Source organism: Streptomyces sp. JLSY215, assembly GCF_059682825.1.
Window position 1 is genome coordinate 7,614,676 of record NZ_CM185022.1, and the last position, 19,992, is coordinate 7,634,667.

General features: G+C 76.3%; 10 protein-coding genes. All 10 read left to right on the forward strand.

Translation table 11 applies throughout. The annotated features are described in order from the left end of the window. The first annotated feature begins 259 nt into the window (after positions 1-259). The 10 genes from AC5677_RS33720 to AC5677_RS33765 are packed head-to-tail and all read left to right on the forward strand — an operon-like array spanning position 260 to position 19,968. Positions 260-7,042: an SDR family NAD(P)-dependent oxidoreductase gene (locus tag AC5677_RS33720; RefSeq protein ID WP_497191673.1), complete on the forward strand. Its 6,783-nt coding sequence runs from the start codon at positions 260-262 to the stop codon at positions 7,040-7,042. Then, a complete protein-coding gene (locus AC5677_RS33725; protein WP_497191674.1) occupies positions 7,035-11,435 on the forward strand; it encodes a beta-ketoacyl synthase N-terminal-like domain-containing protein in 4,401 nt (1,466 codons plus the stop codon). Before AC5677_RS33720 ends, AC5677_RS33725 begins: the two co-directional genes overlap by 8 nt. Continuing rightward, positions 11,425-11,766: a phosphopantetheine-binding protein gene (locus AC5677_RS33730; RefSeq protein WP_497191675.1), complete on the forward strand. Its 342-nt coding sequence runs from the start codon at positions 11,425-11,427 to the stop codon at positions 11,764-11,766. The genes AC5677_RS33725 and AC5677_RS33730 overlap by 11 nt, the downstream gene beginning before the upstream one ends. A gap of 7 nt (positions 11,767-11,773) precedes the next feature. After that, the gene (locus tag AC5677_RS33735) at positions 11,774-12,574 is read left to right on the forward strand and encodes an alpha/beta fold hydrolase (protein WP_497191676.1); all 801 of its coding nucleotides are present in this window, start codon (positions 11,774-11,776) and stop codon (positions 12,572-12,574) included. Continuing rightward, positions 12,571-13,779, forward strand: a complete 1,209-nt coding sequence (locus AC5677_RS33740) for a glycosyltransferase (RefSeq protein ID WP_497191677.1) — start codon at positions 12,571-12,573, stop codon at positions 13,777-13,779. The genes AC5677_RS33735 and AC5677_RS33740 overlap by 4 nt, the downstream gene beginning before the upstream one ends. Before the next feature lie 5 nt (positions 13,780-13,784). Next, the gene (locus tag AC5677_RS33745) at positions 13,785-15,659 is read left to right on the forward strand and encodes a class I SAM-dependent methyltransferase (RefSeq protein ID WP_497191678.1); all 1,875 of its coding nucleotides are present in this window, start codon (positions 13,785-13,787) and stop codon (positions 15,657-15,659) included. Next, entirely contained in the window at positions 15,656-16,642 is a 987-nt protein-coding gene (locus AC5677_RS33750; RefSeq protein ID WP_497191679.1) for a galactokinase, read from the forward strand. Before AC5677_RS33745 ends, AC5677_RS33750 begins: the two co-directional genes overlap by 4 nt. Before the next feature lie 53 nt (positions 16,643-16,695). Then, entirely contained in the window at positions 16,696-17,616 is a 921-nt protein-coding gene (locus AC5677_RS33755) for an alkaline phosphatase family protein (RefSeq protein ID WP_497191680.1), read from the forward strand. 58 nt (positions 17,617-17,674) lie between these two features. Then, the gene (locus AC5677_RS33760) at positions 17,675-18,940 is read left to right on the forward strand and encodes an MFS transporter (RefSeq protein WP_497191681.1); all 1,266 of its coding nucleotides are present in this window, start codon (positions 17,675-17,677) and stop codon (positions 18,938-18,940) included. Next, positions 18,937-19,968 (forward strand): TolB-like translocation protein, encoded by a 1,032-nt coding sequence (locus tag AC5677_RS33765; RefSeq protein WP_497191682.1) that lies wholly within the window; start codon positions 18,937-18,939, stop codon positions 19,966-19,968. Before AC5677_RS33760 ends, AC5677_RS33765 begins: the two co-directional genes overlap by 4 nt. Positions 19,969-19,992 lie beyond the last annotated feature (24 nt).

A 19,992-nucleotide genomic window follows, 5' to 3' on the forward strand; every position in this document is an offset into this window, starting at 1 on the left:
GCGGCACCGGCCCCTGCGGCGGCCGATGCGGACCGGCGGCGCGGGGCGAGTGCGCAGGTGGGCGGCGGATCCCGGGACGAACGGGATCACCGGTGCGCCCCCTTGGGCCCTTCGGCCGATCGATTCGGGCCCTTCGTATGGGCGTTGACAGTGCACGAGGGTGCCTCCACGATGCAACGCGGCATCAGCGGGCTACCGCTGGTTACCGCAGGTGGCAGTGGTGCGTGTGTCCGCCCCCCAGGCAGCAGAAGGAGCGCCCGTGGTCCCCCCGCCCCCTCTCCCCAGCTCTCCCCGCCCCGGCCCGGCACCCGTGACGGGCCCCGAACGCGACCGCGAACGCGACGTCGTCGTGGCGCTCTCGCCGTTCGAGGAACCCGACGAACGGATCGTCGCCGCGGCCGAACGCGCCGGTGCGCTCGGCCTGTTGGACCTGGGCCGGGACGCCGGCCGGGCGCACGAGGCGCTCGCCCGGCTCGGACCGCTGCGCCATGGCGTACGGGTACCCGTGGGGTGTCCGCTCACCCCCGCCGAACTTCCGGAATCGGTCGACACCGTGCTGCTCGCCGACCCCGGGGCGTACCCCGCCGCGGCCGACTGGGCCGCCGCGGGCCGCCGCCGTGTCTGGGCCGAGGTCACCACCCCGGAGGAGGCCGCCGCGGCGACCGCCGCCGGAGCCGCCGCGCTGGTCGTCCGCGGCCATGAGTCCGGCGGCCGGGTGGGCGACCTCACCACCTGCGTCCTGCTCCAGCGCGTGCTGGCCGATCCGCAGCCGGCCGTCCCGGTCCTCGCCGCCGGCGGCATCGGCCCGCACACCGCCGCGGCGGCCGTGGCCGGCGGCGCGTCCGGCGTGCTGCTGGACACGCAACTGGCGCTCACCACCGAGGGCGAGGCCCGGCTGCCGCGCGCGGTGGCCGCCGCGATCCGGGCGATGGACGGCAGCGAGCCCACCCTCGTCGACGGCCGCCGGGTCCTCGCCCGCCCGGACCTGCCCACCGGCCCGCTGCCCCTCGGCCAGGACGGCGCCTTCGCCGCCCGGCTCGCCGCGCGGCACCGCACCACCGGCGGCATCGTCCAGGCCGTACGGGCCGCCCTCGCCGGGCACCTCGCCACGGCCGCCCGTACCCGCCCGCTCGCCCCCCGCCCCGACGCCCGCCATCTCCCCGTCGTCCAGGGCCCGATGACCCGGGTCAGCGACGGGGCCGCGTTCGCCGCCGCGGTGGCCGCCGAGGGCGGGCTGCCGTTCCTCGCCCTCGCCGTGATGGACGGCGCGCAGGTGCGCTCACTGCTGGCCGAGACCGCCCAGCGGCTGGGCGAACGGCCCTGGGGCGTCGGCCTGCTCGGCTTCGCCCCGCCCGAACTGCGACGCGAACAGCTCGCCGCGGTCGCCGAGTTCGGCCCCGAGTACGCGATCATCGCCGGCGGCCGCCCCGCCCAGGCCGCACCCCTCGAAGCCGCCGGAACCCGCACCTACCTCCACGTCCCCTCGCCCGGACTGCTGGAGCGCTACCTCGACGAGGGCGCCCGCCGGTTCGTCTTCGAGGGCCAGGAGTGCGGCGGCCACATCGGCCCCCGGGCCAGCTTCCCGCTGTGGGAGGAGCAGATCGAGCGGCTGCTCGCCCACGACCGCACACACCGCGGGACGGCCGCCGACCTGGACGTCCTCTTCGCGGGCGGCATCCACGACGCCCGCTCGGCGGCCATGGCCGCGGCCGCCGCCGCCCCGCTCGCCGACCGTGGCGCGCGGATCGGCGTCCTGATGGGCACCGCCTACCTCTTCACCGAGGAGGCCGTCACCACCGGCGCCGTCGTCCCGGCCTTCCAGGACACGGCGCTGGCCTGCGACCGGACCGTACTGCTGCAGACCGCCCCCGGCCATGCCACCCGCTGCGCCGAGACCGCCTACGCCGAGGAGTTCGCCGAGGCCGAACGGCGCCTCGCGGCCGACGGCTCGGACCCGCGCGCCCGATGGGAGGAGCTGGAGCGGCGCAACCTCGGCCGGCTGCGGATCGCCAGCAAGGGCCTGCGCCACACGGACGACGGGCGGCCGGCGCCGGTGGACGAGCCGGAGCAGCTGCGCGAGGGCCTGTACATGCTGGGCCAGGCGGCCACCACCCGCAGCGCCACGACCACCGTCGCCGCGCTGCACACCGCCGTCACCACCGAGGCGACCGCGCTGCTGGAGGAACGAGCGGGCCGCTTCCGGCCCGAAGAGCGCCAGGAGGGCGAGGCCTCGCCGCTCGACATCGCCATCGTCGGCATGGCGTGCTTCTACCCGGGCGCCCCCGACACCGCCCGCTTCTGGTCGAACGTCGTCACCGGGGCCGACGCCGTCACCGAGGTGCCCGCCGACCGCTGGGACGCCGCCACCTACCACGACCCGGACCCCGCGCGGGCGGGCGAGCGCACCCCCTCGCGCTGGGGCGGATTCCTGCCCGCCGTCCCCTTCGACGCCCTTGCCCACGGCATCCCCCCGGCCTCCCTCGCCGGCATCGAGCCGGTGCAGCTGCTGGCCCTCGAAGCGGCCGCCAGGGCCCTGGCCGACGCCGGATACGCCGACCGCGACTTCGACCGCGCCCGCACCAGCGTCGTCTTCGGCGCCGAGGCCGGCACCGAACTGGCCGGCGCCTACGGCCTGCGCGCCCTGCACCCCGCCTACCTGGGCGAACTGCCGCCCGTCCTCGACGCCGAACTGCCCCGGCTCACCGAGGACTCCTTCCCCGGCGTGCTCGCCAATGTCATCGCCGGACGCATCGCGAGCCGCCTCGACCTCGGCGGCGCCAACTGCACCGTGGACGCCGCCTGCGCCTCCTCGCTCGCCGCCCTCGATCTGGCGTGCCGCCAACTGCGCGATCACGACAGCGATATGGCCCTGTGCGGCGGCGCCGATGTGCACAACGGCATCAACGACTACCTGATGTTCGCGTCCGTACGCGCCCTGTCGCCCACCGGCCGCTGCCGCCCCTTCGATGCCGCGGCCGACGGCATCGCGCTCGGCGAGGGCGTCGGCGCGCTGGTCCTCAAACGCCTCGCGGACGCCGAACGGGACGGCGACCGGATCTATGCGGTCGTCAAGGCCGTCGGCACCTCCAGCGACGGACGGTCCCTGGGTCTGACCGCCCCCCGCCCCGAAGGGCAGCGGCGCGCCCTGGAACGCGCCTACCGGCGGGCCGGCATCAGCCCCGCCGAGGTCGGCCTGATCGAAGCCCACGGCACCGGCACCGTCGTCGGCGACGCCACCGAACTCGCCGTCCTCACCGACCTGTTCGAAAGCGCGGGCGCCGCACCGGGCGGCTGCACGCTGGGCTCGGTGAAATCCCAGATCGGGCACACCAAATGCGCGGCGGGCCTGGCCGGACTCATCAAGGCCGCGCGCGCCGTGCACGCCGGGGTCCGGCCGCCCACCCTGCATCTGACCCGGCCGGTGGCCGACGCCGGACCGTTCCGCCTGGAGGCCGACGGCGCCGCCCGGCCCTGGCCGGTCCCCGTCGAGCGGCGCATCGCCGGGGTGAGCGCCTTCGGCTTCGGCGGCACCAACTACCACGCCGTGCTGGCCGGTTACCGCGACGCACCCGAGCCCGCCCACGCCCTTGAGGACTGGCCCGCCGAACTCTTCTGCTTCCGCGGCGCCGACCGCCCCGCCGCCGTACGCGCCATGGAACGCCTCGCCGCGCGGCTGGCGGAGAACGATGCGGCCGGGCGGCCCTGGCCCCTGCGCGATCTGGCCGCCGAGACCGCGGCGTCCGACGGGCCCGTACAGGTCTGTGTCGTCGCCGAGGACCTCGACGATCTCGCCGGCAAGCTGACGGCGGCCCGGCAGGGCGCCGCCGCCGACGGCGTCCACCTGCGCGCGGAGGACGCCGACCCCGGCCTGGTCGCTTTCCTCTTCCCCGGCCAGGGCAGCCAACGCACCGGCATGCTGGGCGAGTTGTTCCTCGCCTTCCCCGCGCTGCGCGGCCTCCTGGACGACGCGGACCCCCAGTGCGTCGCGGCCATGTTCCCGCCCGCGGCCTTCACCCCCGAACAGCGGGCGGCCCAGCGCGCGGCGATCACCGACACCCGCATCGCCCAGCCGGCCCTGGGCCTCGCCTCGGCCGCCGCCCACCGGCTGCTCACCACCCTCGGCGTCCGCCCCGACTGCGCGGCCGGCCACTCCTACGGCGAACTGACCGCGCTGTGGGCGGCGGGCGCCTATGACACCGAGGCGCTCCTCGCGCTGAGTGCCCGCCGCGCCGAAGCGATCCTGGCCGCCGCCGGGGACGATCCCGGGGCGATGGCCGCCGTACCGGCCGCTCCGGACCGCGTACGGGAGCTGACCGGTGGCACCGGCGTCGTCGTCGCCAACCACAATGCGCCCGAACAGAGCGTGATCTCGGGCCCCACCGATGCCGTGGCGGCGGCCGTGACGGCGCTGCGGGCGGCCGGCGTCGAGGCCCGCCGACTGCCCGTCGCCTGCGCCTTTCACAGTCCCCAACTCGCCTCTGCCTGCGAGGAGTTGTCCGCAGAGCTGGCGGCGACGCGGGTGTCCGCCCCTGCCTTCCCCATCTGGTCCGGCGCCACCGCGCGGCCCTACCGTCCCGACCCGGCCGCGATCCGGGACACCCTGGCGGGCCAGGTCGCCGAGCCGGTCCGCTTCGTGGCACAGATCGAGGACATGTACGCCGGTGGGGTGCGCACCTTCGTGGAGGCCGGGCCCGGCCGCGTCCTGACCGGCCTGGTCGGCCAGATCCTGGGCGCACGCCCGCACACCGTCGTGCCCTTGGACGTCCCGGGGGAGTCCGGACTGGCCCGGCTGCCGCAGGTGCTGGGACAGCTGGCCGCGGCCGGGGTGCCGATCGACCCGGAGGCGCTCTTCCGCGGCCGCACCCGGCCGCTGCCCGCCGCCGCACCGCGCCGCCCGGGATGGCTGGTCGACGGCCACCTGGTCCGCACCGCCGACGGCGCCTGCCTGCCGGGCGGTCTGCGGCCCGCCCGACGGGTCGAGGCGCCGCCCGCACCGAGCGCGGCCGCCGAGCGCGACGCCGCGGTGCTGGAGTATCTGCGCGGGGCGCGTGAACTGGTCACCGCCCAACGCGACGTCGTGCTGAGCTACTTGGGAGAGACGGCCACCGCGCTGCCCGCCCCCGGGCCCGTACCGCAGCCGGCCGCCGCGCCCCAACCGCCGCAGGACGTCACGGCGGAACCCGGACCCGAGCCACCCCGGCAGGACGCCCGTCCGACGCCCGACCAGCTCCTCGACACCGTACGGGAGATCATCCACACCCGGACCGGCTATCCGCGCGAGATGCTCGACGCCGGACTCGACCTGGAGGCCGACCTCTCGGTGGACTCCATCAAGCGGGTGGAGATCATCGGCGCGCTCGCCGACCGGATCGGACTGCCGCAGGACGCCGACGGCGCCATGGAGTCGGCGGTCGAACAGCTGGCCAGGGTCAAGACCATCAGCGGCATCGTGGACTGGATCGCCGCCGCCCGGCCCGAGCCGGAACCGGTCACCCACGAGACCGGCGCCCCCGAACCCGCGCCGGTACGGCCCGCCCCCACCGGCGCACCCGACGCCCCCGCCGCGCTGCCCCCCACCCGCCACGTCGTCGAGGTCACCCCCCTCGGCCCGCCCGCGAGCCGCCCGCCCGCCGAGGTCGTGGCCGGCCACGACTTCGCCGTCGTGGAGGACGGCCAGGGCGTGGCCCTCGCGCTCACCGCCCTCCTGGAGAGCCACGGCGCGCGGGTGCGCACCGTCCCCGCCGAGCGACTGACCGAGATCACCGCGGAGGGTGTGGTGGACCTCAGCGCGCTGCGCGCGGGCCGCGGTGCCGTACTGCCCGGCCAGTACGCGGGGCTGCGCACCGCCCTGACCGGCGGCGTCCGGTGGCTGCTGCTGGCCACCGCGGCCGGCGGCGCCTTTGGCCTGCACCCCGCCGAGGACGCCCCGGACCCTTCCCCAAGCTCTCAACTCCGTTCGAGCGGGGGAGACCCCTGTCCGGACGCCGGACTGCGCGGCTTCGCCCGCACGGCCGCCCTCGAATACCCCGAAGCCCTCATCCGCGCCGTCGACATCGACCCCAAGGACCGCCCCGAACGCATCGCCGCCCACCTCCTGGCCGAACTGTGCGCCCCCGGCGAACCGGTCGTCGTCGGCCACGCCCACGGCACCCGCACCACCCTGCGCACCGTTCCCGCGCCGCTGCCCGGCGGCGCGCCCGGCCGGCCGCCGCTCGGCCCCGGCTCCGTGGTGCTGCTGACCGGCGGCGCCCGCGGCATCACCGCCCGCACGGCCCTCGCCCTGGCCCGCGCCCACGGCTGCCATATCGAACTCCTCGGCCGTACGGCCCTGGCAACGGCGCCCGAGGACCCGGCCCTGGCGCACGCCCACGACCGCATCGCCCTGCGCGCCGCACTCATCTCCCAGGGCGTGCGCCACCCGGCCGAGATCGAGGCGGCCGCCACCGCGGTCCTGGCCCGCCGCGAGATCACCGCCACCCTGGCCGCCCTCGAACCGCACGCCGCCTCCGTCCGCTACCACGCCGCCGATGTGACCGACGAGGCCGCGGTGCGTGCCGTGGTGGCGGACATCAGGTCCCGGCACGGCCGCCTCGACGGGATCGTGCACGGCGCGGGCACCCTGGAGGACAAGCTGCTGCGCGACAAGGACCCGGCGTCCTTCGCCCGGGTCTTCGCCACCAAGGTCGACGGCGCCCGCCATCTGCTCGCCGCCGCCGACGACACCACCGGCTTCGTCGTCCTCTACGGCAGCGTCGCCGGCGTCTTCGGCAACCGCGGCCAGGCCGACTACGCCGCCGCCAACGACGCCCTCGACACCCTCGCGGCCGCCGCCCGGACCCCCGGCCGGGTCCTCGCCGTCGACTGGGGACCGTGGGCGGCCACCGGCGGCGGCATGGTCACCCCCGAACTGGAACGCGCCTACGCCCGCCGCGGCATCCCGCTGCTCGACCCCGATGCCGCGGTGGCTGCCCTCCTCGACGAGCTGGCCCGGGGCACCGCGCACCAGGTCGTCCTGGCCGCGAAGGAGGCGGACGATGCCTAGCGCCGGCCCGCGGCCCACCGACGCCGCCATCGTCGGCATGGGGGCGCTCTTCCCCGGCGCCGCCGATCTCACCGCGTACTGGCGCAACCTGGCGGCCGGTACGGACTGCATCACCGAGGTGCCGCCCGCCCGCTGGGACCCGGAGGTCTACTACGACCCGCAGGGCGCCGAAGGCCCCGCCCGCAGCGACCGTTTCTACTGCCGGCGGGGTGGCTTCCTGGACGATCTGGCCACCTTCGACCCGGCCCGCTTCGGCATCATGCCCGCCGCCGTCCCGGGCGCCGAGCCCGATCAGCTGCTCGCCCTGCGCGCCGTCTCGGACGCCATCGCCGACGCCGGCGGAGACCGGCGGCTGCCCGCCGACCGCTCCCGCATCGGCGTCGTCCTCGGCCGCGGCGGCTTCATGGGCGTGGCCACCGCCCGGCTCGACCAGCGGGTCCGCACCGCCCACCAGCTTGCCCGCACCCTGCGCCAACTCGCCCCGGAACTGGACGAGTCGAGAATCGCCGCGGTCCGCGAGGCCTTCCAGGAAAGCCTCGGCCCCGAACGGCCGGACGCCTCCATCGGCCTGGTGCCCAGCTTCACCGCCGCCCGCACCGCCAACCGGCTGGACCTCCGCGGCCCCGCCTACACCCTCGACGCGGCCTGCGCCTCCTCGCTGCTGGCCGTGGAAGCGGCCGTCGATCTGCTGGCCGCCGGCCGCTGCGACCTCGTCGTCGCCGGCGCCGTCCACCACTGCCACATCGCCACCCTGTGGAGCGTCTTCACCCAGCTGCGCGCGCTCAGCCCCACCCAGCACATCCGCCCCTTCGACCGCCGCGCCGACGGCACCCTGCTCTCCGAGGGCACCGGCGTCGTCCTCCTCAAACGACTGGCGGACGCCGAGCGGGACGGCGACCGGATCTATGCGGTGGTACGCGGAGTGGGGGTGGCGGGCGACGGGCGCGCATCGAGCCTGATGAGCCCCCAGGTGGACGGGCAGGTGCGGGCGCTGGAACAGGCCTGGGCCCGCGCCGGCCTCGACCCCGCGCACCCCACGGCGCTCGGCCTGCTGGAGGCGCACGGCACCGGCACCCCCGTCGGCGACGAAGCCGAACTGGCCACACTGGCCCGGGTGTTCGGACCGCCCGACGGTGACCGCAGGCCGATCGGCCTGGGCTCGGTGAAGTCGATGCTCGGCCACACCATGCAGGCCGCCGGCATCGCCGGGCTGATCAAGGCCGCCCTGGCCCTGCACCACCGCACCCTGCCGCCGACCCTGCACCTGGACGAGCCGCACCAGGGCCTGGCACACACCCGGATGCGCCCGGTCACCGCCGCCGAACCCTGGGAGGCCGCAGACGCGCCCCTGCGGGCGGGCGTCAACGCCTTCGGCTTCGGCGGGATCAACGCGCACGCCGTCCTGGAGGAGGCCCCGGGACGGCAGGGCCCGCCCCCGCCGCCACCCCCGCCACGGGTGACCCGGGCGCCGCGCACCGTCCTCCTCGCCGCGCACACCCCCGGCGAACTGGCCGCGGCCCTGGACGACATGAGCGAGCGCCCGCCCGCCCCCGATGACGGCCCCTGCCGTCTCGCCCTCATCGACCCCACCCCGCAGCGCCGCGCCCTGGCCGCCAAGATCCTCGCCCGGGGACTGCCCTGGCGCGGCCGCGGCGAGGTGTGGTTCACCCCGAGCCCCCTCTTCGGCCCGTACGCCGAGGAGCCGGGCGCGCGGCTGGCCTTCGTCTTCCCGGGGCTGGAGGCGGAGACACCGCCCCGCGTGGACGACATCGCCGACCGCCTGGCCCTGCCGCGCCCACGGATGTCCGGCGGCGACGGCCTGATCGAGCGGGCCGTGGACGCCCTCGCCGTAGGCCGGCTCCTCGCCCGGGCCCTGCGCGAACTCGGCCTGGAACCCGACCTGCTGACCGGCCACAGCCTCGGCGAATGGACCGCCATGGTGGTCGCCGGAATGTACCCGCCGGGCGCCGTGGACACCTTCCTCGACTCGCTGCGGCCCGGCTCCCTCGCCGTACCCGACCTCGTCTACGCGGCCCTGGGCTGCGGCGCCGCACAGGCGGCCGCGGCGCTCGACGGCCTGGAACGGGTCACCGTCAGCCATGACAACTGCCCGCACCAGTCCGTCATCTGCGGCGACCCCCGGCAGCTGGCCGAGGCGGTACGCCGGCTCGCCGCACAGGGCGTACGGGCCCAGGAGATGCCCTTCCGCTCCGGCTTCCACACGCCGATGTGGGCGCCCTACCTCGACCAGACCGGCGCCGCCTTCGACGCCCTCCCGCTCCGGGCCCCGGACGTCCCCGTATGGTCGGCGACGACCGCCGCGCCCTTCCCCGAAGAGCCCTCGGCGGTACGCCGGCTGGTGCTGCGCCACCTCCTGGAACCGGTCCGCTTCCAGGACCTGACCGCGCGGCTGTACGAGAGCGGGGTGCGCGCCTTCGTCCAGGCCGGCGCCGGGAGTCCGGCCGGGTTCGTGGGCGACACCCTGCACGGCCGGGACCATCTCGCCGTCGCCGCCGCCGACCCCCGCCGCGACGGAGTCGCCCAACTGCACCATGTGGCCGCCGCGTTGTGGACCGAGGGACTGAACCCCCGCTGGGACCGGCTGCTGACCGCCCGCGCCGGCGGGCCGACGGTCCGGCTCGATCTGGGATCGCCCCTGGTCCGCCTCGACGACACGACGCCGCCCCTCCCGCTGACCCGGGCCGCCGACCCACCGCTCCCGCACCCCCGACATCCCGCCGCGGACCCCCTCCAGCAGGCCCTGGACGCCGTCCTCGCCGAAACCACGGCCGCGACCCGCGCCGTGGCCACCGCCGCCACCGCCCCGCCGCCCGCGCGGCCAACGCCCCGCCGCACCACCCGCCGCCTCTCCCTCGACACCCTCCCCTCCGTCCGCGACCACTGCATCTACCTCCAGCCCGACCACTGGCCCGAACCCGCCGACCGCTTCCCGGTCGTCCCCATGACCACCCTGCTGGAACTGGCCGCCGAGGCCGCCTGCGAAGCCTGGCCCGGCCACACCGTCACCGGCCACTCCGACGTACGGGCCCTGCGCTGGCTGCCCGTCGCCCCGCCCGTGGACCTGGCCGTCACCGCCACCCCCGCCGGGCCCGGCCGGATCCGGGTGACCCTCGGCGACTACGCCGTCGTCACCGTCCACCTCGCCGCCCGGCACCCCGCCCCGCCGCCCCCCGACCCCGCGCCCCTGACCTCCGGCCGCCCCGCGCCCGTCAGCGCCGAGGCCCTCTACCGGGACCGGTGGATGTTCCACGGCCCGCGGTTCGCCGGCGTCCACGAGGTCACCACGGTGGCCGCCGACGGCATCCGCGGCGTGCTGCGCGCGCTGCCCGCCCCCGGCGCCCTCCTGGACGCCGCGGGTCAGCTCCTCGGCCACTGGATGCAGCTGAACCTGACCGGCGACCGGCTGGTCTTCCCCGCGACCCTGGAGCGGATCCGGCTCTACGGGCCCCCGCCGCCCGCGGGCGCGCTGCTGACCGCCACCGCCCGGATCCGCGAGGTACGGCCCGGCTCGGTGCGCGGCGACGTGGAGCTGCAAGGAGCCGACGGCGGCGTCCGGGCGCGGCTGGAGGGCTGGACCTACCGGCGGTTCGGGGCCGACGAGCGGGTCTGGCCGATGAAATTCACCCCCGAGGTGTGCGGCATCGGCGAACCCCGGCCGGGCGGCTGGTGCCTGGCCCGCCGCCGCTGGTCGGACCCGGCGTCGCAGGAGCTGGTGATGCGCCGCTACCTGGACGCCGGCGAACGCGCACGCTACGAACGGTGCGCGCCGCACGCCCGCGCCTCCTGGCTGCTGGGCCGGATCGCGGCCAAGGACGCGGTGCGCGAGCTGCTGTGGGAGTCCGGCGCCGGGCCCGTCTTCCCGGCCGAGGTCCCCCTCGGCGACGACCGGGACGGCCGCCCCCGGCCCGCGGGCCCGCGCGCCGACGGCATCCACCTCTCCCTCGCCCACAACGACCGGATCGCCGTGGCCCTCGCCCACCGGGCGGGCCCCGTCGGCATCGCCCTCGCGGCCGTCCCCGACGAACCCCGCGCCCTGGAACGGCTCGCCCTCACCCCGGCCGAACGCCGCCTGGCGGACGACCTCGGCGACCGGCACACCGGCACCGGCCGCGCCCACTGGCTCGCCGCCCTGTCGTGCGCCAAGGAGGCCGCGGCGAAGGCGGCCGGCCGCGACCCCGCCGAGTGGACCGTGACGCCCGCACCGGGCGGCGCGCTGCGCGCCAGCTCCCCGCACGGCCCCGCCCGCCTCGTCCACCTCGACTCCGTCGACGACCGGTCCGCGCGCCATGTCATCGCCTGGACCGGCCCGCGGCCCCAGGACCGTACGGGCACCGACACCCTCACCCCCACGGAGGCCACCCATGGCAGCTGACCACCGATCCGAGCGCACCCGGCGGATCCTGGACGAGATCACCGACATGCTGGTGACCGTCTGCGGCGACGAACTCCTCGTCGTCGGCGAGATCACCCCGGCGACCACCTTCAACGACGATCTGGCCCTGGAGAGCATCGAGTTCGTCGCGCTGGCCGAACTGCTCCAGCGCCGCTACGGCACCTCCGTGGACCTCCTCGGCTTCCTCGCCGAGAAGGACATCGACCAGATCCTCGCCATGACGGTCGGCGAACTCGCCACCCACATCGCCGAGATCACCGCCACCGCCGCCGGCCCGGCCACCGCCACCGACCCGGCCTACGCGGGCTGAGGACGCCATGGCCCTCACCCGCGCAGGACGGCTGCGCCTCCACACCCAGTGGCTGCCGGGACGGTCCGACGGCCCCCGGCCCCCCGGCCCCGCCGTCGTCTTCCTCCACGGCCTCGTGATGGACAACCTCTCCAGCTTCTACTGCACCCTCGCGGGCCCCGTCGCACGGGCCGGACACGATGTGCTGCTCTACGACCAGCGCGGGCACGGCCGCAGCGACCGCCCGCCCACCGGCTACGACATGGGCACCGCCGTCGCCGACCTCACCGCGCTGCTCGCCGCCCTCGGCCTCGGCCCGGTCCATCTCATCGGCAACAGCTACGGCGGCGCCCTCGCCCTGCACACCGCGCTCGTCCGGCCCGACCTGGTCGCCTCGCTCGTCCTGATCGACGCCCATCTGACCGGCGACTGGGTCGAGAGCATGACCGACACCCTCTCCGTCGCCGCCCTCGGCCTCGAACACAGCGGGATACCGGAGCAGCTCGCCGCCCTCGGACGCCGCAAGGAAGCCAAGCTGACGGCCGGTGCCGACGCGCTGCTCAACCGCACCACCCTGATCGAGGACATCGCCGCGGGCACCGCCTTCACCGCCCGCGACTTCGCCCGGCTGCGCCGCCCGGTCCTCGCCGTCTACGGCCGGCACTCCGAACTCCTCCCCGGCGCCCGCGAGTTGGCGCGCCACGCACCCGACTGCGAGCTGTGTGTGCTGCCCGACGTGGGCCACACCGTGCTCAAGGAAGCCACCGAAGGGCTGCGCGCCGCGGTGTTGGGGCGGCTCGGTGCCATGGCGGGGGCGGTGGCCGGATGAGGGTCCTGTTCGTCGTCCCACCGCTGGCCGGACACGTCAACCCCACGATCGCGGTCGCCGCCGAACTCACCGCCCGCGGACACCAGGTCGCCTGGACCGGCCCCGCCGCGGCCCTCGCGCCGCTGCTGCCGCCGGGCGCCCCGCTCCACCCGGCCGGAGACGCGGCCGACGGCTATGACGTCCTGCACCGGCGCTGGCGCGATCTGCGCGGCATCGCGGCGCTGCGTTTCCTCTGGGCGGAGGCCCTGATCCCGCTCGCCCACGCGATGCTGCCCGGCGTGCACGCCGCCGTCGCGGCCTTCCGGCCCGATGTCCTGGTCACCGACCAACAGGCCCTCGCCGGGCCCGTGGTGGCGCGGCGGCTCGGCCTGCCGTGGGCGACCTCGGCCACCACCTCGGCGGAGTTCACCCGGCCCTACCAGGGATTCCCCAAGGTGGGGGAGTGGGTGACCGAACGCATCGCGGCGCTGCTCGCCGACTGCGGCGCGCCCGGCGGCTGGGACCCGCGCTTCTCACCCCATCTCGTCCTGGTCTTCTCCACACCGGAGCTCATCGGGACCCCCGAGCTCGCCGGTACCCAGGAACCGGGCGACGCCGGCCCCACCTTCGTCGGCCCCGCCTTCGGCGCCCGCCCACCCGCCGGCGACTTCCCCTGGCGCCGCCTCGACCCCGCCCGCGCCCGCGTCCTCGTCTCCCTGGGCACCCTCAACCGCGAGGCGGGCGCCCGCTTCTACCCCGCCGTACTGGACGCCGCCGCGGCCCTCGCCGACCGGCTGCAGCTGATCCTCGCCGCCCCCGGCGACCTCGCCGGAGCCGTCCCGCCGAACGTGCTCCACCAGGAGTACGTCCCCCAGCTCCAGCTGCTCCCGCACCTGGACGCGGTGCTGTGCCACGGCGGCCACAACACCGTCTGCGAGGCGCTCGCCCACGGGCTTCCGCTGGTCGTGGCGCCGGTCCGGGACGATCAGCCGATCGTGGCCCGCCAGGTGACCGAGGCCGGTGCGGGAGTGCGGGTGCGCTTCGGCCGGGCCCGCACGGACGAGCTGCACCGCGCCCTGACCGCCGTCCTCGACAACCCCGCCCACCGCAGCGCGGCCCGCCGCATCCAGGCGTCCTTCGCCGCGGCCGGCGGCGCCGCCACCGCGGCCGACCGCCTGGAGAAGCTGCCCGGCACCGCCCAGCCCCGCACCGAGAAGGGACCGTGACGGAGATGACGCGAGCGCACCGCTCGGGAACACCCACGCGATGGATCGCGGCCGCCGCGGCGACGGCCCTCGGCGCAGGGACCCTGCGCGCCCGCCGCAGGCTCGCCGCGCTGCCCGTACTCGACCCCACCGGACCGTCCGGCACCGGCCAACCACCCCTGCCGGGCTGGGAGTTGCTCGCCGCGCCGGGCGTCACGGCCGACCCGGCGACGCTGCGCGCCGCGGTGGCCCACGCCACCCGCGAAGGGCTGCGCGTCCTGGACCTCGTCCCGGCGCAGCTGGACGCCGACCGCGCCCTGGGGCTGCTCCGGCTGCTCGACCCCGCGGCGCACGGCAGGGACCGCTGCGCACCGGGCCACGGCGCGGGCCATGCCGTCCTGGTGGCTGAGGACGTCCACCGGCGCGCCGGGCTCCGCGGCCCCGAGGCCGGGCCGCCACCGCGCTCCGTGGCCGACCTCCACCGCCTCCTCGCCACCCTCAAGGAGTACGCCCCCGACGCCACCGGCTGGGCCGTCGCCCCCGGCCTGACACTCCCGCCCGCCGACCCCGCGGGGCGCGCCGAGGAGCTGAGCGCCCGCGGCCTCCCGCCGCGCGTGCTGTCCGCGGCCCAGCTCGCCGGTCTGGCCCTGCTGATCAAATGCCTGGCGTCGGCGCCGCGTTGGGGATCGGCGGCGCTCGCCCTCTACTGGCTCCAGCCCGCCGCCGCACTCGCCGCCGGCCGGCTGCACCCCGCCGACCTGGCCCGCGCCACGGCCACCCGCCCGCTGCGCTCCCTGTCCACCGCGCTGCGGACCCTCGCGACGGCGGCACCACCCGCCGAGCCGACCCGGGCCGCCGACGCACCGGCCCGCCGGGCCGCATACGCCGCCGAACTCGCCCACGGCACCGACCGGTTCTTCGAACCCCGCCGCCCGGACTGCCCCTGGTGCGGGGCGCCGGACCCCGTCGTACGGGTCCGCATGCCCGATCTGCTCCAGGGCAAGCCCGGCCGCTTCACCCTGGAGGAGTGCCGCCGCTGCGGCCACATCTTCCAGAACCCCCGGCTCACCCAGGACGGACTCGACTTCTACTACCGCGACTTCTACGACGGCCTCGGCGGCGAGGGCGCCGCCCTGGTCCTGGGCCGGATGAACGGCACCTACCGGGATCGCGCCGCACTCCTCAAACCCTTCACCACGCCCCAAGCCTGGCTCGACGTCGGCACGGCCGGCGGACACTTCTGCAACGCCGCGCGCACCGTATGGCCCGACACCCGCTTCGACGGGCTGGACATGGGCGAGGCGGTCCTGGGCGCCGAACGCCGGGGGTGGATCACCACCGGCTACCGGGGCCAGTTCCCCGACCTCGCCGACCGCCTCGCCGGGCGCTACGACACGGTGAGCATGCACCACTACCTCGAACACACCCGGGACCCGTTCGCCGAGCTCGACGCCGCCGTCAAGGTCCTGGCCCCCGGCGGCCATCTGCTCATCGAACTCCCCGACCCCCAGGCCCGCATCGCCCGGCTCCTCGGCCCGCACTGGCTGCCCTGGTTCCAGCCCCAGCACCAGCACCTGATGCCCGTCGGCAACCTCAAACGGGCCCTGGAAGCACGGGGGTTCACCGTCCTCGCCGAGCAGCACGGCGCGGCCCACCAGACCAACGCCGACTTCATCGGCGCCGTCGCCCTCACCGCGAACCGCCTCGCCCCCGACCCGGACGCCCCCTGGGCCACCGTCCCCGCCACCCCGGCCCGCCGCGCCGCGCGCCGCACCGTACAGGCCCTGGCGATGCCCTGTTACGGCGCGGCGATCGCCCTCGACACGCTGCGCACCGCGGTCGCGCGCGCGAGCGACGGCGGCAACGCCTACCGGCTGCTGGCCCGCAAGGAGCCGGGATGAGCGCCCTGGACCTGGCCCGGCGCCCCACGGCGGACCCGCTGCTGCGGCTGCTGGCACACGGCTTCGAAACGGCGTACGGCCACCGGCCCGGCACGGTGTGGCGGGCCCCGTACGCCTTCCACCTCGCCGCACACGCCGTCCCGCCGGGCGTCGCGCCCCGCACCGACCGGGTGGCGGCCGCCAACTGGTACGTCGGCGTGGCGGTCGCCCCGCGCGCCGACGGCATGCTGCGCTGCGGCTCCCTCAACCACCCGGCCGACGCCGCCGAACTCCCCCTCACCGGCCCGGCCGCCCGCGCCCCCGCCTGGGCGGCCCGCCCGTACGCCGCCCTGCGTGCCCTGGCCGCCGCGGGATACGGCCGGGGCGGCGCCGATCTCCAGCTCGACGCCGCACTGCCCGACGCCGTGGGGCTGCCCGTCGCCGAACCCCTGGAGTGCGCGGCCGCGCTGGCCGTCGCCGAGGCTCACACGGAGCGGGGCGCGCCCCCGCTGTCCCGCGAGCGGCTGGCGGACCTCCTCGCCGGCGCCGTACCCGGCGACGACGCCCTGCGCCGGGCCGTGCTCTTCGCCCGCGCCGGGCAGCTGCTCGCGGCGCACGGCGGCAGGCACCACCATCCGCTGCGCGCCCCCGACGGCGCGGCGGAGCCGTGCCTGCTGCTCCTGACGGCCCGTACCGCCCCGGCCGGCGGCGACGGGAACGGGCCGACGACCACCGGCACCTCGGCCCCGGCCACCGGTATCGCCCTCGCCGTGCGCGAGGCCCGGCGCGCCGGAGCCCGGTCCGCCTGGTGGCCCGCACGGCACCCCGGGCGCAGCGTCCTGCTGTTCGCCCCCGGTGACCGGCGCGCGGCGATCCGGACCGCGGTGGCCACCGCCTTCGCCCGTCGCGACCTGCCCGTACCCCGGCTGCTGCGGATCACCACCGCGGACCCGGCCCACCGCGCGGACGGACCCCCGCCTCCCGCCGCCCCCGAAGGCCCTTGACCCCCACACCCCCGCACCACCCGTCCCGCCCGACCGACAAGGAGTGACACCCCATGAAACCCGGAGCGAAACGCCTGCACAGGGCGATCGCCGCGACCCTCGGCGCGCTCGGCCTGATCGTCACGGCCACCACCGCCCAGGCCCACGGCACCCTCGCCGACGGCACCACGACCCACGGCAGGTCCCACGGCACCCAGGCCGCACCGCCCGCCTACGACCACGTCGTCATCGTCGTCTTCGAGAACAAGCAGTACAAGGAGATCATCGGCAGCTCCAAGGCGCCCTACATCAACCAACTCGCCCAGGGCGGCGCCAGCCTGACCGGCATGAAGGCGCTGACCCACCCCAGCCAGCCGAACTACTTCAACCTCTTCTCCGGCGCCACCCAGGGCATCACCGGCGACGGCTGCTACACCGCCCAGTCGATGAAGGCGCCCAACCTCGGCCAGGAGCTGATCGCCGCCGGCAAGACCTTCGGCAGCTACAACGAGGGTCTGCCCAGCGAGGGTTCCACCGCCTGCTCCAACGGCAAGTACGCGCAGAAGCACAACCCGTGGTTCGCCTTCAACAACGTGCCGCTGAACACCGGCAAGACCTTCGCGCAGTTCCCCAAGGACGACTTCGGCAAGCTGCCGACGCTGTCCTTCGTCATCCCGGACCTGTGCAACGACATGCACGACTGCGCCGTCGGCAGCGGGGACACCTGGATCAAGAACAACCTCGACTCGTACGCCCAGTGGGCCAAGGCCAACAACAGCCTGCTGGTGCTGACCTGGGACGAGGACAACTACCTCGGCTCCAACCAGATCGCGTCCGTGTTCTCCGGCGCCCACGTCAAACAGGGCAGCGTGGCCGGCGCGTACAACCACTACAGCCTGCTGCGGACCTTCGAGGACATGTACGGCACCGGACACGCGGGCAACGCCGCCACCGCGACACCGATCACCGGCGTGTTCGACACCGCCAGGTCCTGACCCCGCCGGGTCCTGACCCCACCAGGCCCTGACCCGCAGGAACTCCGAGGAGACCTCCGTGTATCTCTCGTCCAGCCGCGCCGCCGACGCCTCGGCCGGTGTCGCCCGCGACCGGCCCTTCGCCCGCCGCGCCGTCGCCGGCAATGTCGTCGCCCTCGGCCTGGTCAGCATGGTCACGGACGTCTCCTCGGAGATGGTCAGCGCCATCCTGCCGCTCTATCTGGTCGCCGGCCTCGGCATGACCCCGCTCGCCTACGGCCTGCTCGACGGCGTCTACCAGGGCGTCACCGCGCTGGTCAGGCTCGTGGGCTCCTACGCCGCCGACCGCACCCGCCGCCGCAAACTCGTCGCGGGCACCGGCTACGCCCTCTCCGCGGTCTGCAAACCCCTCCTGCTCGCCGTCACCACCCCCTGGGCGATCGGCGCGGTCCTGGCCGCCGACCGCACCGGCAAGGGCCTGCGCAGCGCCCCGCGCGACGCGCTGATCTCACTGTCCACCACCCCCGAGGACCAGGGCCGCGCCTTCGGCGTGCACCGCACCCTGGACACCGCCGGCGCCCTGCTCGGCCCGCTCGCCGCCTTCGGCGTCCTGTGGGCCGCCCGGGACGGCTATGACGCCGTCTTCCAGGTCAGCTTCTGCTGCGCCGCGTTCGGCGTCCTGCTGCTCGCCCTCTACGTCCGCGAGCCGCGCCCGGACGCCGCCGCCCGCCGCACCAGGAGGCGCCGCCCGGGTGCCGTCCGAACGCTGCGCACCCTGGTCCGAACCCCCGGCGTGCCCCGGATGAGCCTGGCCGCCGTCCTCCTGGGCGCCGCCACCATCAGCGATGCGTTCCTCTACCTCGTCCTCCAGCAGCGCCACCACCTCGACGCCCGGTGGTTCCCGCTGCTGCCGGTCGGCACCGCGGCGGCGTTCCTGCTGCTGGCGCTCCCGGTCGGGCGCCTCGCGGACCGCGCCGGGCGCCTGCGCGTCTTCCTCGCCGGCCATGGCGCGCTGCTCGCCGGGTACCTGCTGCTGCTCGTCCCGCTCGACGCCCAACTCCCCGCCATGGCAGCCCTGTTCATCCTCCTGGGCGTCTTCTACGCGGCCACCGACGGCGTGCTGATGGCCGCCGCCGCACCGCTGCTGCCACCGGCCGTGCGGGCGAGCGGACTCGCGCTGGTGCAGACCGGCCAGGCCGTGGGCCGCTTCGCCGCCGCGGTCCTCTTCGGCGCGGCCTGGACCGCCCTGGGACCCGCCACCGCCCTGGCCGCCGCGGCCGGCTGCCTGGCCGCCGCCCTCGCCCTCTGCATCCCGGTCCTCTTCCGCCGAAAGGCCTCCGCATGACGCCGGTACCCGCCCGCCACCGCCTCCTCGTGCTCCTCGCGGCCACGGCCCTGCTCCTGACCGGCGCCGTCGTCGCCGTCAGCCGGGCCGCCGACCGGGCCGCCGAGCGGGAGCGGGCCGGACAGACGAGTCAGCCCACCGTGAAGAAGGGGACGTGGGACCTGCGCCGACCGGGGCGCCTGGTCTTCCGGAACCTGGCGTGGGGACCGCAGCGCGACCACCTCGCCACCGTCCCGCTGCGCACCCCCGGCGCCGCCCGCGCCGCCGCCCCCAGGGACTGCCTGCGCTTCCACGCCGCCGCCGGCACCGGCATCTGCCTGCGCTCCACCGGGGGAGTGGTCCCGGGCCACGAGGCCGTGGTCCTGGACTCCCGGATGAAGCCCCTACGCCGCTTCCCGGTACCCGGCATCCCCACCCGCGCCCGCGTCTCACCCAGCGGCCGGCTCGTCGCCTGGACGGTGTTCGTCAGCGGCGACTCCTACGCGGGCGGCGCCTTCTCCACCCGTACCGCCATCTACGACACCCGTACCCGCACCCTCCACGACAGCCTGGAGGACTTCACCGTCCTGATCGACGGCCGCCGCCACCAGGCCGTCGACCACAACTTCTGGGGCGTGACCTTCGCCGCCGACGACACCACCTTCTACGCCACCCTCGGCACCCAGGGCCGCACCTATCTCGTCCGCGGCAACCTGCCCCGCCGCACCCTGACCGCCGTCCGCGAAAACGTCGAATGCCCCTCCCTCTCCCCGGACGGCACCCGGATCGCCTTCAAGAAGCGGGTACGGCCCAAGGGGGCGGACGCGCCCTGGCGGCTGTACGTCCTGGATCTGCGCAGCGGCCGCGAGACGCCGCTCGCCGAGCGGGCGAGCGTGGACGACCAGGCGCTGTGGCTGGACCGCAGCACCCTCCTCTACGCCCTGCCCGGGGACTACGGCGCCGACCTGTGGGAGGTCCCCGCCAACGGAAAAGGCCACCCCCGCAAGGTGGTGGCCTCCGCCGTCTCGCCCGCCGTCACCGGGCCCTAGTAGTGCTTCGTTAGGTCTTCCGAT